10 protein-coding genes and 1 pseudogene are annotated in these 15,788 nt (G+C 68.1%); 1 reads left to right on the top strand and 10 read right to left on the bottom strand.

Annotated features, from left to right (window positions below):
- Nucleotides 1–3,431 precede the first annotated feature (3,431 nt).
- The 10 genes and pseudogenes from AC08OU_RS02705 to rpmH form a co-directional block, all read right to left on the bottom strand.
- Nucleotides 3,432–4,493 (bottom strand): IS66 family transposase, encoded by a 1,062-nt coding sequence (locus AC08OU_RS02705; RefSeq protein ID WP_476604246.1) that lies wholly within the window; start codon nt 4,491–4,493, stop codon nt 3,432–3,434.
- A gap of 77 nt (nt 4,494–4,570) precedes the next feature.
- Nucleotides 4,571–4,756: pseudogene (locus tag AC08OU_RS02700) on the bottom strand (hypothetical protein); the annotation flags it as partial.
- 147 nt (nt 4,757–4,903) lie between these two features.
- Nucleotides 4,904–5,275, bottom strand: a complete 372-nt coding sequence (locus tag AC08OU_RS02695) for a DUF6444 domain-containing protein (RefSeq protein WP_476604245.1) — start codon at nt 5,273–5,275, stop codon at nt 4,904–4,906.
- Between the two features lie 818 nt (nt 5,276–6,093).
- Nucleotides 6,094–6,342: a hypothetical protein gene (locus tag AC08OU_RS02690; RefSeq protein WP_476604244.1), complete on the bottom strand. Its 249-nt coding sequence runs from the start codon at nt 6,340–6,342 to the stop codon at nt 6,094–6,096.
- Between the two features lie 3,383 nt (nt 6,343–9,725).
- Complete coding sequence (gene rsmG / locus AC08OU_RS02685) at nt 9,726–10,466, bottom strand: 16S rRNA (guanine(527)-N(7))-methyltransferase RsmG (RefSeq protein ID WP_476604243.1); 741 nt, start codon at nt 10,464–10,466, stop codon at nt 9,726–9,728.
- A gap of 17 nt (nt 10,467–10,483) precedes the next feature.
- A complete protein-coding gene (locus tag AC08OU_RS02680; RefSeq protein WP_476604242.1) occupies nt 10,484–11,110 on the bottom strand; it encodes a Jag family protein in 627 nt (208 codons plus the stop codon).
- Nucleotides 11,111–11,148: 38 nt separating this feature from the next.
- Nucleotides 11,149–12,174: a membrane protein insertase YidC gene (gene yidC / locus AC08OU_RS02675; protein WP_476604241.1), complete on the bottom strand. Its 1,026-nt coding sequence runs from the start codon at nt 12,172–12,174 to the stop codon at nt 11,149–11,151.
- A 15-nt stretch (nt 12,175–12,189) separates the two neighbouring features.
- A complete protein-coding gene (gene yidD / locus AC08OU_RS02670; RefSeq protein ID WP_476604258.1) occupies nt 12,190–12,483 on the bottom strand; it encodes a membrane protein insertion efficiency factor YidD in 294 nt (97 codons plus the stop codon).
- A gap of 80 nt (nt 12,484–12,563) precedes the next feature.
- Complete coding sequence (gene rnpA, locus AC08OU_RS02665) at nt 12,564–12,917, bottom strand: ribonuclease P protein component (RefSeq protein WP_476604240.1); 354 nt, start codon at nt 12,915–12,917, stop codon at nt 12,564–12,566.
- Between the two features lie 25 nt (nt 12,918–12,942).
- Complete coding sequence (rpmH, locus tag AC08OU_RS02660) at nt 12,943–13,080, bottom strand: 50S ribosomal protein L34 (RefSeq protein WP_476604239.1); 138 nt, start codon at nt 13,078–13,080, stop codon at nt 12,943–12,945.
- Between the two features lie 647 nt (nt 13,081–13,727).
- On the opposite strand from rpmH, the gene dnaA reads away from it, so the two are divergent.
- On the top strand, nt 13,728–15,479 hold the full coding sequence (dnaA, locus tag AC08OU_RS02655) for a chromosomal replication initiator protein DnaA (protein WP_476604238.1): 1,752 nt from the start codon (nt 13,728–13,730) through the stop codon (nt 15,477–15,479).
- Nucleotides 15,480–15,788 lie beyond the last annotated feature (309 nt).

Below are 15,788 nucleotides of genomic sequence, written 5' to 3'. Positions count from 1 at the left end.
CACGTCACTCGATGCTCCCGGCCCACAGATTGGGAATTCCGCCACAGCGCCCTTGGCGCTGAGCGCGCATCGGCGATGACCGAATGGCCGCGCGGACCCGGTGTTGACTCTCCAGGATCAAGGCAGCCTCGCGCGGCATCGGGCCGCCCCAACCGGGCGAGTTTCACGTGGAACATCAGTCGGCAGCAACATGTCCGCTGCTTCTACAGCGTCCGCGGTGCAGCTCAGCCAAGTCGCCACACGACGCGAGAGTCGGCCCGAATCGAGCACCCTCTCCCGACCGATCTTCCCCGCTACCTCGACGCTCCTTCCGAACCACGGACCGCTGCTGCCGGCGTCGGGGTACGTCCAGACTCAATGGCTACTTCACATGGAACATCACACATCCGCGTAGGCCCCACGTGGGCCCAGGAGAGGCTCGCCCGGCGGCAGCAATCCGGCCAGCAATGGCGTCGACCCGGCCAGCACATACCGATCCTCAGGATGTTGCCCACCCCCTGCGCAAGTCCACTCCTCCGACTCCCACGGCCCGCGCCCTTCAACCCGACCACACCGCCGCGCGGCTCATCTCGCCGCGCCCACGGCGCTCGCCAGGCTCAGTCGTGGCCGGCTCGTCCGGCCACATCGCGCGCAGCCACTTCGCGACCCAGCCCGGCCAGGGGGTTGGCGGCCGAAACTTCGGCCCTGGTCGACCGCGTTCACCACCGCTCCGCGCGTGGTCTTCGACCGCTGATCGACGGCCGAGCCTCCACTTCTCAGGCCCGGTCGTCTCCCCGACAGCCAGCCTCCCACGGTTCCGGCGCGCTCCACGCGAAACGTCACGTGGGTGCGCGGCTTCAGCTGGAGCGCAAGGGTTCAGTCTCGGGGAGTCGCTACCGAGGCGTCAGTCTCGATCGACCACGTTCTCCACTCTGCGCCGACGGACTCTCGATCACCGATCGCCCTCCATCCCCTTCACCTGCGTCGCGACCAACTCACCCGCATCGCGTCGCCAAGCCCATCGGCAGGTTCCACGTGAAACATCTCCGAAGTCATCCAGGGTGGTACTCGACGCTTCCGGACCAGTCCTCCCGCTCACCAGGGCCACGCATCGCCGACGCCCCAAGGACACTGGCAGGCCAGCGGCCGCACGGAGCCCCGCGCACCGCGGTCCCAGCCGGATCAACCTGCCGCCGATGCTGCCCTCGCCTCGAATACGAGTTGTCCCTACTCTCCGACTCTGGAGTTGCGACGGAGGACTCTGCTCCATCGGGTCCCTTCCTGACGCGCTGAGTCGGCGGTCTGAGACGAGCGAGCGGCGGTCGACGTTCTCACTCCCCGCCAGGGCAACCCCGCGGAGGCAGGTGGCGGCCCAGCCCTCAGCGGTCTTGCGGAGAGCATCACGTGGCTGCGCTGCGCCGGCCAACCAACCACGCCCACGCGCGGCTCATCTCATCGCCGCCACGCGCACCCGCAGCATCTCCTCCGGCACGCCACAGCGTTGACCCGACTTCCGACATGGAACGTGGAAAGGGAAATGGGTGAGACAGCGGATCCCGTCGACCCCGCGAGCCGCAACCCTCTCGCCGTGCTGCCCGTCGCTGCACGAGTCCGAAGCGTCGGTCCCGCCAATGTGTCGGTCTACGAGTTCCAGGCATCCCAATGACCCGCGCCGATCTCTGACCACTTCAAGGGGAGCCCAGCACCGCCGACCCCTGGCCCGCCGGCGTCGCGCAATTCAAGCCGGACGGTCGCCGACTGCGTCGACGGCGCCCCGCTGACTCGGGCCACGCAGATGCTCCGGCAGGTTCCATGCGAACGTCGCGCAATGTCCCGAATCGAAGAGTGCCCACACGAATTCATGCGGCCGGCAGTTGGGTTCCCCCGACCGGCCGCCGCCACGACACCCCTGAGGGGAAAGCTCGAAGGTGACCTTCGACCGAAGTGATGCGAGCAGCCGGGCGCGGCCGAGATCGGCGCCCATCTCCCCAGGTGCCGCCGCTCTGCCGATGACGCCTATCGACACCAACCCAGTCGGCGCACAACCGCGAACGCCGCCCGCTCCCAGGAGCAGAGGCCTCCCTGTCGCCAGCCGGGCGAGTCACGGGTCGAAGAGTCCGCTCCGTCGGGCGTTGGTCCGAGAATTCACCCGGCGCGACGACCGCGGTACGGCGTGGCCGTCGCATCATCCTGAGACCGGAAGCTGCGCCCAGCACTGCGGAGGTTCTCGCTTCCATTGCCGCCTCCCTGTTTCACGTGAAACTGCGCCCCGCCATCTCTCATGCGTCCTGCGCCCGCATCTGGCCCCGCTCCGACCCTCGGCTGTTCCGGCGACGCGCTCCAGAGTCCACGGCGTACTCCCTGCCGAAGGTCCCAATCTGCGTCGCGAAGCGAGATCGACTCCCGTTCATCGAAGGGTCATCGACGCCGTCGGGACCTGGTCGGCACACAGCTCATGCCAACTCCGCGCCGAGACGCGCAAGACACCAGAAGCCTCTAGTCCGGCACCAAAGGAGTGAGCACGGCTGCGCCAGCTCGTGCGGTTCCACCGGCGTCCACGCGCCCCTGCAATCGCCCTTCGAAGTAGCGCCGACACCTCCGCTGCCCAGGACCCCACCTCTCCCCCGCGCAATGGGTCGGGAGCGGTGGAACGTCTACACCGCCCCTGATCGGTGCCCTGCTTGCGCGCGTCGTGCGTGCCCGCCGAGGGTCACCCGTCCTCAGCGCGTCACCGGGTCCGAGATCCGAGGTCTGCCGGTAGTCGCCGGTTCGGGCTTGTGTTTCCCACCTCGGGTTCGACGGATGGGTCAGGACTGGCGAGCTGGTCGAGGTGTCCCGGCACCGGCCGACCCAGGCTGTTCGGAGATTGGGTCCGATGACGACTACGTCGTTGGCCAAGACGATGAACGCCTTGATCACTCCCCTGCCTCGTTCGGTGCTGGCACGCAGATTCTCGAAGCCGCGGTTCTGCCGGAGGAGTTGTGCGAACCACCCAGCGGGCCCTGACTCGCTGGGGTGCTTCTTGGTGCTGATCACGCTGCACCCCTCCACGCTCACATCGGCCAGGTCCAGCCCGGCGATGAGGTCGCATGCCTCCAGGCACAGCTGCTCCCGCTGCTGAAGCACGGCGGCCCCACCTCACTCATCGCACCGAGCTCGGATCGTGGTCACCGAGCAACTCGAGGCCGCGATCCGCTCATACCCAGCACCTAGACCTGCTTGTCGAACACCTACGCTGATCCGGATCCGATACCTGCGACATCCCAATGGACGGACCACCGTTCCTCGCGCAGGGGGGCGCCGGACAGGCCCGCAGTGTGTCCACGGCAGAGATGGCAGCGCAGGACAAGCACCTCGTGGGGGAAGAGGAGAGTCTCGACCCGCCGTGGCTATGCGGGCGCCTTGTACCGGCCCCGCGTCAACGACGCGCCTCCCTGCGCGTGATCTCCCAGCTACGGATCGCTCGCGAACGAGTGCGCGCCTCGAGAACAACGTGCTACCGGCGATCTTGGACGAGGGCAGCTCCGCCAACGTGACCGGAGGCACCCGTCGGAACCTGCGCGGTCTTCGTCCATTGCAGCCGGGCCCGTAGGCGGGAAGCTGATCACCTCGACCTGCATCGGGTTGGCCGCTGGTGGTTCGGCTGGCGGTGGCGACTGCTCCCGGCGTTCGCTCTGAGGCGCCAGAGCGCAGCGGAGCAATATTCCCCGGGCATTCTGCAAGGGATCCCGTCCACCCGACCCTGGGCCCCCTCGAGCCAGATCTCGACCACCTCCGGGAGAACGGACCTCCTCCTCGCTCCCGCGGTCGAGTTCCTCGTCGCTACTCGAACGGGGCCCCTGCCGAGCGCCATGCCATCGAGTGCGACGCCCCCTCCCAACGGCGCACCCGGCCCCCCGCATTTGCCGGGTGCCAGCTCCTGAGCAGCGACGCACCCCGAGGCGGCCGGCGGTGGGGGTGTAGGAGCGGATTGCCGCGAATTCCTGGGCGCCGGTGAGGGTCCGCAGGCAGCCGGAGACCTTGATCCGCAGTTTCAGCATCCTGATCGTCTGCTCGGCCGGGTTGTTATCCCAGGGCACGGATGGGTCGTGGACGTGTCGCTGGTAGTCGTCCCACCGGGTGAACAGGCGGGTGAACAGGGCGTGGTACTTGCGGTCCAGTTTCGTGGCCCGGGCCGCGGTCGCGGTCTGGCCCAGCACCACCGCGCTGCACAGCAGATGCTGTTGTTCGCCGACGGCCTGAGGGTCGAGCTCCTGGCCGTGCTCGCCGGCCTGGTCCACGAGTTCCTTCAGTTCCACCATCGCGTCGATGGCCTGGCCGGCCAGGCCTGCGACCGGCGCGGGTGCGGTATCGACGACGCAGACCAGCTCCCGAACCGCGTGCGCGTTGCACAACGCGTGGGTGACCTTCTTGTAGGTGTCGTACGGGGCCCACGCGTCGTGGACCGCGACCCCGGTGAACACCGGCAGCACCCCTGCGGCGTCCATCCCCGTGGTCCCGCGCTTGACGTGCACGCACAGCAGCACGTCGGTCTGGTGGAGGCCGAGTGCATCCAGTGCAGCTTCCCGGCGGTGCGGAACCCGGTCTCGTCGAAGTGCGCCAGCGGCGAAGCCACGATCCGGTCCCGGATCACCGCCAGGCTCGTGCCGGTGACCTGCTTGGCGATCCGGGTGGTCCAGCCCACCACGGTGGCGGCCGCCACCACCACCCCGAACAGGTCGGCCAACGCTTGGACGGTGCGGGACTTGGATAGGAACTGGCCGTGGAACAGGTACACCCCGATCCCGCCCAGCCGGGACCCGTACTGCACCGGCGCGTTCACCCTGTGCGGGGCATCGGCCTTGGTGACCGTCCCAGACGAACAGGCCCGCGAGACCAGCCGATGCTCGGCGACCTCGATCCGCACCGGCGGCAGGTCGAACACCTACCGGCGCTCCGCCCCGACCATCGGCGCACCCGCAAGGCCGGCGCCGCAGCCGCAGCACGCGGGCGGCTCGTGGGTGATCTCGTGATCGGGGATCTCGACCTGCCGCAACGTCACCCCGGGCTGGCCCTTCGGACGGCCCGGTCCGCAACCGCTCTTGCCTCGCAGCGACTTGGGTGCAGGCCTGGCCAACCCGTCCGAGGACGGTGGCTTGCTCGAGTTCTTCGACGTCGTGCCCAGCTCGGCCTCCAACTCGGCGATCCGTGCCAACGCCTGCCCAGAACGACCTTCAACTGCGCGTTCTCCGCAGCCAACTCCTCGTACGAGGGCGGTGGCGGGATCGGCGACTGCGACACGCCAGGATCGAAACATGATCACAAACCCGACGCCACGATCGGCACGCCGACAACCTGAACCGCCACGACCTGCCCACGTCAAGCACCCGGAACAGAGGACCTATTCGGTTGCCTCCTGTCTTGCTGGCCTGGAAGCTCTCCCCACCCCTCAGACTCGACCGCCAATCAAGCCTGCCTGGGCCGGTTCCCGTTTCACGTGAAACGAGGTCCGCAGCCGTCGGGAGTCTCTCTATCCACAGCCACCGGGCACAGGATGCCTGTTCAGAGCACTCATGCCTTCCCATGTGGAAAGGTCTGTGGATGATTCGCTGCGCTCATGTTTCACGCGAATCCAAATGCGACTCACAGGACCCTCGGCCCAGAGATCGCGCGGGCAAGGTCAGGGGCGTCGGGTGATGACCACGGCGACACCGAGGGCGATCGGGGCGCCGATCACTTGAGTGCGGCCTTCAGTGCGGTTGAGGAGCTTCTTCAATCCTCGGTTGCGCCAGGAGCTCGTGCACCCGACCGACCAGCCGGCGGCGGCCGGCTTTCACTGGGCTTCCTTGGGCTGATCACCGCCTGGCGACCGAGCTAGTCGATCAGATCGCAGCTCTTGCTGGAGTCGGAGCAGGCGTCTGGATGCACGGTGATCTGCGCCGGCAGCCGATGCCGATGCCGCGCCCGAGGTGGTGCTCGAACCGGGCCGAGGTCTACAGCGTCGCGCGCTGAAGTGGGGAAGTCATGGCCGTTGACCGGCGCGACTAAGCAACCCAGCGGGACCGCGCATGCGCCGAGCAGCAATGAGCGCGCGGTGCCCTGCTCCCTCGGCCCACCGGCGATTTCCCGGCCGATTCACCACCGCGGGCATTGACGAAGCACGGCCACGGCCACGTCGCGCAGGTCGGGACCGACGACGTGGTCGTGGTCACGGCGGTGGTCATCCAGGCATGATTGCTCGAGTCTGTTGGAGACCCCGGCGGCGATCCGCTCGTAGGAGACCCCCAGCACCAGGACCCGGACGAGCTCGTCGAACACGATCCGGCCCGCAATCCGTGGCCGGTGACAGCCCAGCGGGTGCACGACGTCGCGTTCGGGCTGCACGGCGAACCCACAACCGGTCAGTGAGGCGATCCGAGTCCAGCCTCGGCGCAGCGGCTCGGCGCGAATCCCCTCTATGAGCCGATGAGGCGGTACGAGGTCGCACCCCCAACTCGGCTCGCACCCAGCACCCAGGACCACCCTTCTTCTGACGCTGCTCGAAGCCCATTTTCACCCGCCCTTCCGGGCGCTGCTCGTGAGGGGTTGCGAAAGGTCTCGTATTCCACACTGGTGCTCGGCCGACTCCTCATGGCCGGTTTGCTGCTGGTGCCACGTGGCGTGCGGCATCGTCGGCCGGTGGCGCATGTGGCGACGCAGTTGGGCCTCTCGCGTAAGCGCGCACAATGGCCCCCTACCCGACTGATGGCGAGGAGTGATGACCGATCGCTCCAGCCATCTGAGTCGCAGTCCGTTGCGGACGCCGGTCCACCTGGTGACCGTGCCCTGCGGGCCGCGGCCGGGTTCGCCAGCCACGCACTTCACCATCCGGGAGGTGCTCACCGGCAACGCCAGGAGCCACGCCGGCCACGACGACTTCGTCGTCTGGCGGCCACATAACAAGTGCCGCGTGCCAGTCGCCAACGTCATGACCCGGTACACCTCGGGTCTGGATCCAATCGGCCGATCCGCTCCACCCCGGACACCGATCCTGACCTCACGGCCCGGAGTGCATCCCTCCCAAGGGACAGAAGGCTGATCAACCAGGCATGGCGCACTGTTCGCCCTGGTGTTTCACGTGAATCCATCCACGGCCGCGCAACCCGCCTACCAATACCGGACCAGGGGGGGCGGCGGTCGGTGACCTGCCTCGGGGGTACTCACAAGGGGGACCGGGGGACCGACGCACCGTCCTCCCCCTCGAGGGGTGGGTGTCGCTATTGCGCACTTCTCGGCGCCGTCCCTGCAACGAACGCAACCGAAGGTGCCTTGTTCACCAACCAGCGACCGTGGGTGAACGCAGTCAGCGCCCGCGGGTGACCTGGAGCTGCGAACCCCGAGCCTGCGCACGGGTCGCCATCACATCGCTGCCGGAACGACGGCGCCGCTCAAACCCGCACCGTTCGCGGCGGGGATTGAGCCAAGCCGTGTCGGCATCGGGTCACCAACCACGCCGTCGGCCTCACCGGCATTCATCTGGGCATCGCCGGCACCCAGCTTTCCAACATCACTTCCATCTCGTCATGCTGGCAGCGGTGGCTCCGCCAGTCGCGGGACTAGATCGTTGACCGGGGAGTTGCTGTCGGTCCATGGGGTGCGGTGCGAGGCGTGTCGACGGTGTCCGTGGAGAGGGCCAGTCTCGGGCGCGTCTACACACGCCCTGACCTCCCCTGGCCGGCGCCTCCACAGTCACGGATCGACCGCCCGCCGGTTGCCACCGATGCCGAGCTGGTGCCAGGCCGTGGCGCAAGTGCGGCGCGCCATGAAGACGAGTGGCACTGGTTGCGCGCCCAGCCGACCCGGGGTGGAGCATCTGTTCCCGCGGATGCTGGGCAGTCGCAGTACAACCAGCGGCTCAAGCATCTCGTGCCGCTGATGGAGGCGGCGCTGCACTTGCTGGCCGAGCACGCTCTGGCAGCGGTGCGTTGCTGCGGCCGATGGACGCCACGCTGGTGCCGCGCGGGCAGTCGGTGCTCACCACCAACCGGTCGGAGCGGACCGGCGACACCGGCCACGGCTACTGCGCCTCTCAGAGCCTGTTTTGGAATTCCGCGCCGTAGCGAGGAGCACCCCACCGGGCGGCTCCTCGCTACGGCGCGGAATTCCAAAACAGGCTCCAACTCCCGGTTCTTCTGGGGCCAAGCTGATGTTCATCGGCACCGCCCACGGCACCGTGACCGGGTTCAGTCTGGCCACCCCGAAACTGGTCGGTGAACGCGACTAGGTCACCGCCCAACCGACCCCAGCCCGGCACCGCCATCGTGGCCGACAAGGGGCTTCGCAGGCCTCGACTTCGAGCACTTCCTCGCAGACCCGGACCTGGACCTGACCCTGAGCCGACCCACCCGCAAGGGCGAGAAGCCACCCCCGGGCGTTTCCCGAACTGGCTGCGCCAACGCGTCAAGGCGATCATCTGGACGATCAAAGGCCAACTCGGCCCAGACGCCAGGGTGGACGCATCCCTCGCGGACCATGGACCCGCGTCATCCAGCGCCTGCTCACCCTGAACACCGCGATCTGGCACAGTGCTGGAGCCGCGGACGCCGACGACACCACCACCACCCAACCGGGATGCCGGGGCCACGCCCGGCCCGCACCCCCGATCCGCGGAACCTCTAGGACGAGGCGTATTGCAACTCGTCGTCGGTGCACGCCAGGGAGCGAGCCGATCGTCGTAGCTGATCGCGGTGCACCGGCCGCCGCGATCGGAGTGATGGATCAGCAGCCCGGTCAGGGTCGTTCCCGTGCCGCTCGCAGTGGTCCCGAGCGCGTGTTCCAGAACTTCCCACGGCAGCCGGAAGTACACGTCGATCGGCAGCACCGGCCAGGCCAACCCTTCCCAAGCGCGGATGGGCAAGGTCGCACACCCCAGAACTGACCCGGTCCGACAGCGGTGAACCGCCATCGCACCAAGCCCTGCGCTCGTCCGGCCCCCCGTCCGAGGCACCAGCGATCGTGTGCGCTTGGACCGGCCTCGGCGCGCGCTACGGGCCGGCCGCGCGATGCGCGCCGACCTGAATTCCCGGCGCAGGGGCGGCGTGCATCTTGCGCGCTCGGCCCCCGGGGGCCCGCCGTAGTTCTCCGCCTCACGGCCACCGACGTCATTGCCCCACTCGGGTGTCGTTATCGGGTCGCGCTCCAGTGACCACGCGCACCGCCCGTTCCGACCCGGAGACATTGCCGCGCAGACCAGCATGCATGTGAATCACCTGGGAGGCGCGCGTCTCGTCCCCTGATGTTTCACGTGAATCCACACACGTCGTGCACTCTCGTCTCTCCATGATCCGAAAGACGATCAGCGCGTCGGTACAGGAGGTGCCCGCACGACATGGGCGTCTCCGGGACCGGCTCAGGCCGATCGCCAACTCTCGGGGGGAGAGCCCCACGGGGAACGTGCCTCGCATGTCAATGCGATCGACCGAGCGACTTCGCGGCCCGAGCCTGCTTCTCTGGATCAAGGCCACGAGAAGTGGCCACGAGAAGATCCGCGCGCAAAGGCGCCGTCTCCACCCATCGGCCCCGACCCGACATGAGGCCGGTTGCGCGACAGTGCGCCCGTCAGGTGGAGCAGCAGGGTTGTGGGTATGTGGACGAATCTGTGGACGTACTGGACATGTGGCACCTCGCGGTCATCGAGTCATCGCGAGGTTCCACGTGAAACAGTCCTGCACCACTCAACGTCATGCTCCGGGCGCGCAATCGAGTCGAGGCACCTCGGACTCACTCACCTAGCGCGGACGACCCCTCCGGGACCGGCCACCCCGGCGCTTCGACGAATCGCTCCCCCCGCCGGCTCGCCCCCCGTCCCCCTTCACGATCCGCACCACCGTTGTCGGTGACTCGAGAACACCATCGCCACACGTGGTGATCTCCCATTCGGACCCGCCGCGCGCAGTGATCACGTTGACGGCGTCGGCCACCTCCACCGCCGCGGTCGCGCCCTTCATGGCAAGGAGCTGACCCCCCGGGGATACGAGCGGGAGTGCCCACTTCACCAGCTGGCTCAATGGGGCCACTGCCCGAGCCGTCGCGACGTCGAACAGCTCCGAGCGCAGGAAGGGATCGGCATCTTCGGCCCTGCCTCGATGCACGACCACGTTCTTCAGCCCGAGCTCGTCGACGACCTCGTCGAGCCACGCCACCCGGCGGAGCAGCGGCTCCAGCAACATCACCGAGATGTCCGGCCGCGCGATCCCAACCACCAGCCCGGGCAGTCCCGCGCCGGAGCCAACGTCCACGAGCCGAACGTCCGGCTCGAGAAGCTCCACGATCGCGGCACAGTTCAGGAGGTGCCGTTTCCACAACCGCGGAACCTCGCGGGGACCGATCAATCCGCGTTCCACCCCGGAGATGCTCAGGATCTCCGCGTACCTCTGGGTGAGAGCACGGTGCTCCCCGAAGTACCGCTCGATCGCCGGGACGTCTGTTTCACGTGGAACCCAGCCGGCCTCGGACCCGGCACCGGTCATCGAGTCGTGTCTCGGCTCTAGGAGCGCGCGGCGCGGATCACGACTCGCCGGTCGGGATCCACACCCTCGGACTCACTCTCCAGGCCGGCCGCCGCCACGACGTCGTGAACGATCTTTCGCTCGAAGGCCGTCATCGGCTCCATGCGCAGCGCCTCACCAGAACGCTGGACCTCCTGGCACGCCCGCGTCGCCGCCTCCGAGAGGGTCTTGCGTCGAGCCTGCCGGTAGCCCGCGACGTCGAGCATCAACCGACTCCGCTCACCGGTGCTCGCCTGCACGGCCAGCCGGGTCAGCTCCTGCAGGGCCTCGAGCACCTCGCCTTGAGAACCGACGAGCCGCCGGAGCGCCCGCTCCCCACCGGGTTCGCTCACGATGGCAACCGACGCGCGCCCGTTCTCCACGTCGATGTCGATGTCGCCGTCCAGATCCGCGATGTCGAGCAGCTCCTCGAGGTAGTCGGCAGCGACCTCGCCCTCTTCCTCGAGATCGCGCACACCCCCCGAGCGCTTTTCGCTCGCCGAAGCCGGAGTCTCGGATGCCTCCTGGTCTCCCAGCGCACCCTCCGATGTGCCGTCGCCCGCCGAATCCACCGGATCCACCGGGTCGGTCACCACATCGACATCAGTTGGGGACTGATCGCTCATCGTCAATTGCCCGTCACTCTCGCGCATAGACATTCGGTTCATGGCTTTCCGGGGCGCGACGGCCGCGGCCCGGATCGCTTGCTACGCGGTTGCCTCTTGGGCTGGACGCGTTTTGGACCCTCCGGCGCCGAGTCGGACGACGAACCCTTCCCGTTCGCCGACCCGGGAGCACCCCCCGCCCCGGACCCGTTCGGAACGTCGGTCCCACCCTGCTCCTCGCCGGACCCCCCCTTGCCACGCTTCGCGCGCCGCTCCAGCAGTGCCTTCTCCGCCGGCGAACCCGGCGCCGGCATCCGCCTGATCACGTAGAACTGCTGACCCATCGACCACATGTTCGTCGTCAGCCAGTACAGCAGCACGCCGATCGGGAAGTTCACGCCCGACACGGCGAACACCAACGGCAGGACGTACAGGAGGATCTTCTGCTGCTGCGCGAACGGGTTGTCCAGCGCCGACGCCGGCATGTTCTTCATCATCAGCTGCCGCTGAGTGGTGAAGGTGCTCGCTGACATCAGAATGATCAGAACGACCGTGAGGATCTGTGTCGACAGGTTGTCGGTCCGCAGGAACGTATCGGACAGCTGGGCGCCGAAGAGTGTGGACTTCTCGGCCTGGCTGGCCAGCTCCCGGCTCATCGGGCCGATGGTGTCCTTGCTCCCGTTCGCGATCCCGGCCAGGCCGTTGAGCACGCGGAAGAGGGCGAAGAAGATCGGCGCCTGGAGGACTATGGGCAGGCACGAAGCGAACGGGTTGGTGCCACGCTCCCGGTAGAGCGACATCATCTCCTGGGTCATCGCCTGCCGGGACGCCTGATCCGTCTTGCCCTTGTACTTCTCCTGGATCTTCTTGATCTCGGGTTGGATCAGCTGAAGTCCACGGGACGCCTTGATCTGCCTGACGAACAGCGGGATCAGGATGATCCGGATGACGACGACCAGACCGATGATCGACAGAGCCCACGTCCAGCCCGAATCCTCCGGCAGACCGAGCTTGCTGAAGACGCTGTGGAACGCAACCATGATCCACGCGACGGCGAACTCGAGTGGATACAGGATTTCGGACATGGGCTCCTCGCCGGCTCAGGCGACGTGTCGCAGTGACGACGACACGTCGTGATCAGGTTCGCCGGGACAGCCTCCCCGGCTTGTCCCTGCGCGTCGGCCGCCCGACGGAGGAACGGGGTCGACGCCGCCGGGGTTCCATGGGTGGCACCGCGACAGCCGACGAACGCTCAGGAAGGTCCCCCGGAACACGCCGTGGCGCTCGTACGACTCCAGCGCGTAGGCGGAGCACGACGGGTAGAAGCGGCAGGTCTGCCCGTACAGGGGAGACACGACGAGGCGGTATCCGCGCAGTATGAGCACCGGGATCATCCGCGGCCAGCGGGCGACGCGACGAGCGGCGCGACACAGGCGATGTCCCATGGCCCCACTCGACTCTTTCCGCGAGCCGGTCATCGCCTGCCCTCCCCTTCACGCAACAGCGTGGCAAGCACCCGGTCGAGGTCACCCGCCAGTTGCGCCGTCGTCCTTCCTGCCGCAGCCGGGTTCGCGCGAACCACGACCAGCGACCCGGCCGGGAGATCGTCGAGCCGTCCGCGCGTCACGTGCCGCAACCGCCGCTTGACCCGGTTGCGCACCACTGCCGGCCCTACTCCCCGCGACACCACGAACCCGACACGAGCGGGATCCGCCGCGCCGGTCTGCTTCAAATGCACCACCAACGACACGCGGCCAGCACGCCGGCCTCGGCGCACGGCTTCCTCGAAGTCGCTGTGACGGCGCATCCGGTGCCGGTCGGGCAGCACCCCGCGGACCGCGAACGACGACGGCTCAGGCCGAGAGTTCGGTGCGGCCCTTGCGGCGCCGCGCCGAAATGATCGCGCGACCGGCACGAGTGCGCATGCGCAGCCGAAAACCGTGCGTCTTGGCGCGGCGCCGATTGTTCGGCTGGAACGTCCGCTTGCTCACGTCAGAACTCCAGAATCATCGGGCCCGATTCGATGCGGGGACCAGCACGGCAGCACGGCAGGCCGCGGACCACCCCGCGCCGACCGTGCCTCCGGGCCCCATCGACACCAGCCACCATCACTCACCCACGCATGTCATCGCAGGCATGCGACAGCGGCCGCTGTCAAGCCATCACACGGTACGGGGGGGCGTGCGCGCCGGTCAAACCGTGCCCTCCCGGCCGAGGCCTCGCCAGGCCGTCCGCTCCGTTCGTCGACACGTCGTCGGCACGATCTTCCGGCGCAGGAACGGACCCGCATCCGGTCACCAAATCGGCCGGATCACCCGTTGCCCACACCCGTCGCCCACCTGTGTAGAACTCCGTGTCGTGTGCCGATCCGCCGGGCATCTCCGGAAGCCAGACCAGGGTCGAACAGGCTATGGTCCTCTCCTGCAACTCCTCGGCCCCCGCGACACGCCGAGCCACCACCGGGGGGTTGGAGGCAACTGGTGCTGCTCCAGGCGATCTCGCGAGTCAGACCGGGATGTCGCCTGAACGGCCGGGGGAAAGGGACGACGCTGGGTGAAGGCGCGCACGTCCGTCGTACACAGCATGTGGACAACGGTGTGGACCGACTTGGGGGAGCGGGGATCCGGAGGTGAGCGATGTGACGACACCTGAAGGAGGCTTTCCGGCCGTCTGGCAGCGGGCGCTCGAAGCGCTCGACGCCGCCGGCGTCACTCCGCAGCAGCGCGCGTTCGTCCGCCTCGTGAAACCCGTCGGCCTGCTCGACGACACGGCTCTGCTGGCCGCGCCCAACGACCTCACCAAGGAGGTCCTCGAGCAGCGCATGCGGGAGACGATCACGCACCTTTTGTCCGAGCAACTCGGGCATCCGGTCCGCCTCGCCGTGACGGTCGATCCACAGCTCGCCACGGACACCCGGCCGGCGCCGTCGTCCGCACAGTCATCGGCACCGTCGGCCGCGGCCGCCACGCCCGCCGGCACCACGCCCGCCGGCACCGGGACGCCGTTCGGCCTCCCCGGGGCTAGTCCAGCGCCGTGGACCGGCGGCGACCGAGCGGACCGGGCCGACCGCTTCGCCGATCACACCGACCCGGCCGCGGGCTCGCTCCAGGCGTCCGTCCCGGCCCAGGGCGCCGGTGCCCCCGGACCGGCACCCGGCACCGACGGCCTCCCCGAACCCGGGGGCGCGGGCGACGAGGTCATCGACATCCGCGCCTACGAACGTCCCGGCGGCGTCGGACTCGGCAACCCGTCCGCCTGGCCGTGGCCCGCCGCTCGAGCCGCCGGGGCGCCGACGACGCCCGAGGCTGGTGTTCCCACGAGCCCCACGCGGACGCCGACCCGTCCCGCAGCAGCTCCCGCCCGGCTGAACCCGAAGTACACGTTCGAGACGTTCGTCATCGGCGCGAGCAACCGCTTCGCCCACGCGGCGGCGGTCGCTGTCGCCGAGGCGCCGGCGAAGGCGTACAACCCGCTGTTCATCTACGGGGAGTCAGGGCTCGGCAAGACGCACCTGCTGCACGCGATCGGCCACTACGTGGAGAACCTGTATCCCGGAGTGAAGGTGCGCTACGTGAACTCGGAGGAGTTCACGAACGACTTCATCAACAGCATCCGCGACGACAAGGCCAGCGCCTTCCAGCGCCGGTACCGCGACGTGGACGTGCTGCTGATCGATGACATCCAGTTCCTGCAGGGCAAGGTCCAGACGCAGGAGGAGTTCTTCCACACCTTCAACACGCTCCATAACACGAACAAGCAGGTGGTGATCACCTCCGATCTCCCGCCCAAGCAGCTCGCGGGCTTCGAGGAGCGGATGCGGTCCCGGTTCGAATGGGGCCTGATCACCGACGTCCAGCCGCCCGACCTCGAGACCCGCATCGCGATCCTCCGCAAGAAGGCGATCGGCGAGCGGCTGGAGGTCCGCGACGACGTCCTGGAGTACATCGCCAGCAAGATCTCGACGAACATCCGCGAGCTCGAGGGCGCGCTGATCCGGGTGACGGCGTTCGCCAGCCTCAACCGGCAGCAGGTGGACCTGTCGCTCGCCGAGATCGTCCTCAAGGACCTGATCCCTGCCGACGACACGCCTGAGATCACCTCTGCTGTGATCATGGCGCAGACGGCGGCGTACTTCAGTCTGACGATCGAGGATCTCTGCGGATCGTCACGCTCCCGGACGCTCGTGAACGCCCGCCAGATCGCCATGTACCTGTGCCGCGAGCTCACCGACCTGTCGCTGCCGAAGATCGGTCAACAGTTCGGCGGCCGTGACCACACCACGGTCATCCATGCGGACCGGAAGATCCGCACCCTGATGGCCGAACGTCGTTCCATCTACAACCAGGTCACGGAGCTCACGAACCGCATCAAACAGACCGCTCGGGCCTGAGCTCCGGGGACTCGACCCCTCCGGCGGACCCACACCCTCGCGCCCATCCGGCGCCTGGGTGCCTCGCCGTGGCACACCGCTATCCCCCGCTGTGGACAGTGGTGTGGAGAAGTGTGTCCGAGCGCCCCGGCACCGACGCAGTCCACTCCCGCTATGTCCGCTATCGGCGGCTGTCTGTGTCCAATGACAACTCATGGTGCACAGGTGGGGAAAACCCTGTGGACGGTCATTAAGCCCCCGCGAGAACCACATCGGGGCGCTGTCCCCAATCCGTAGTCACACCGACTTACCAACACCAACCGGACCTGA

It is taken from the genome of Frankia sp. CcMO1, from assembly GCF_977945845.1.
The sequence above is the reverse complement of the archived record's forward strand: the minus strand, read 5'-3'. Positions and strand labels throughout refer to the sequence as shown.

Bases quoted from the DNA above. Each gene is read 5' to 3' on its own strand.
- rsmG (WP_476604243.1), bottom strand. From the start codon at position 10,466: ATGACCGGTGCCGGGTCCGAGGCCGGCTGGGTTCCACGTGAAACAGAC.
- yidC (WP_476604241.1), bottom strand. From the start codon at position 12,174: ATGTCCGAAATCCTGTATCCACTCGAGTTCGCCGTCGCGTGGATCATG.
- AC08OU_RS02680 (WP_476604242.1), bottom strand. From the start codon at position 11,110: ATGAGCGATCAGTCCCCAACTGATGTCGATGTGGTGACCGACCCGGTG.
- yidD (WP_476604258.1), bottom strand. From the start codon at position 12,483: ATGATCCCGGTGCTCATACTGCGCGGATACCGCCTCGTCGTGTCTCCC.
- AC08OU_RS02695 (WP_476604245.1), bottom strand. From the start codon at position 5,275: ATGTTTCGATCCTGGCGTGTCGCAGTCGCCGATCCCGCCACCGCCCTC.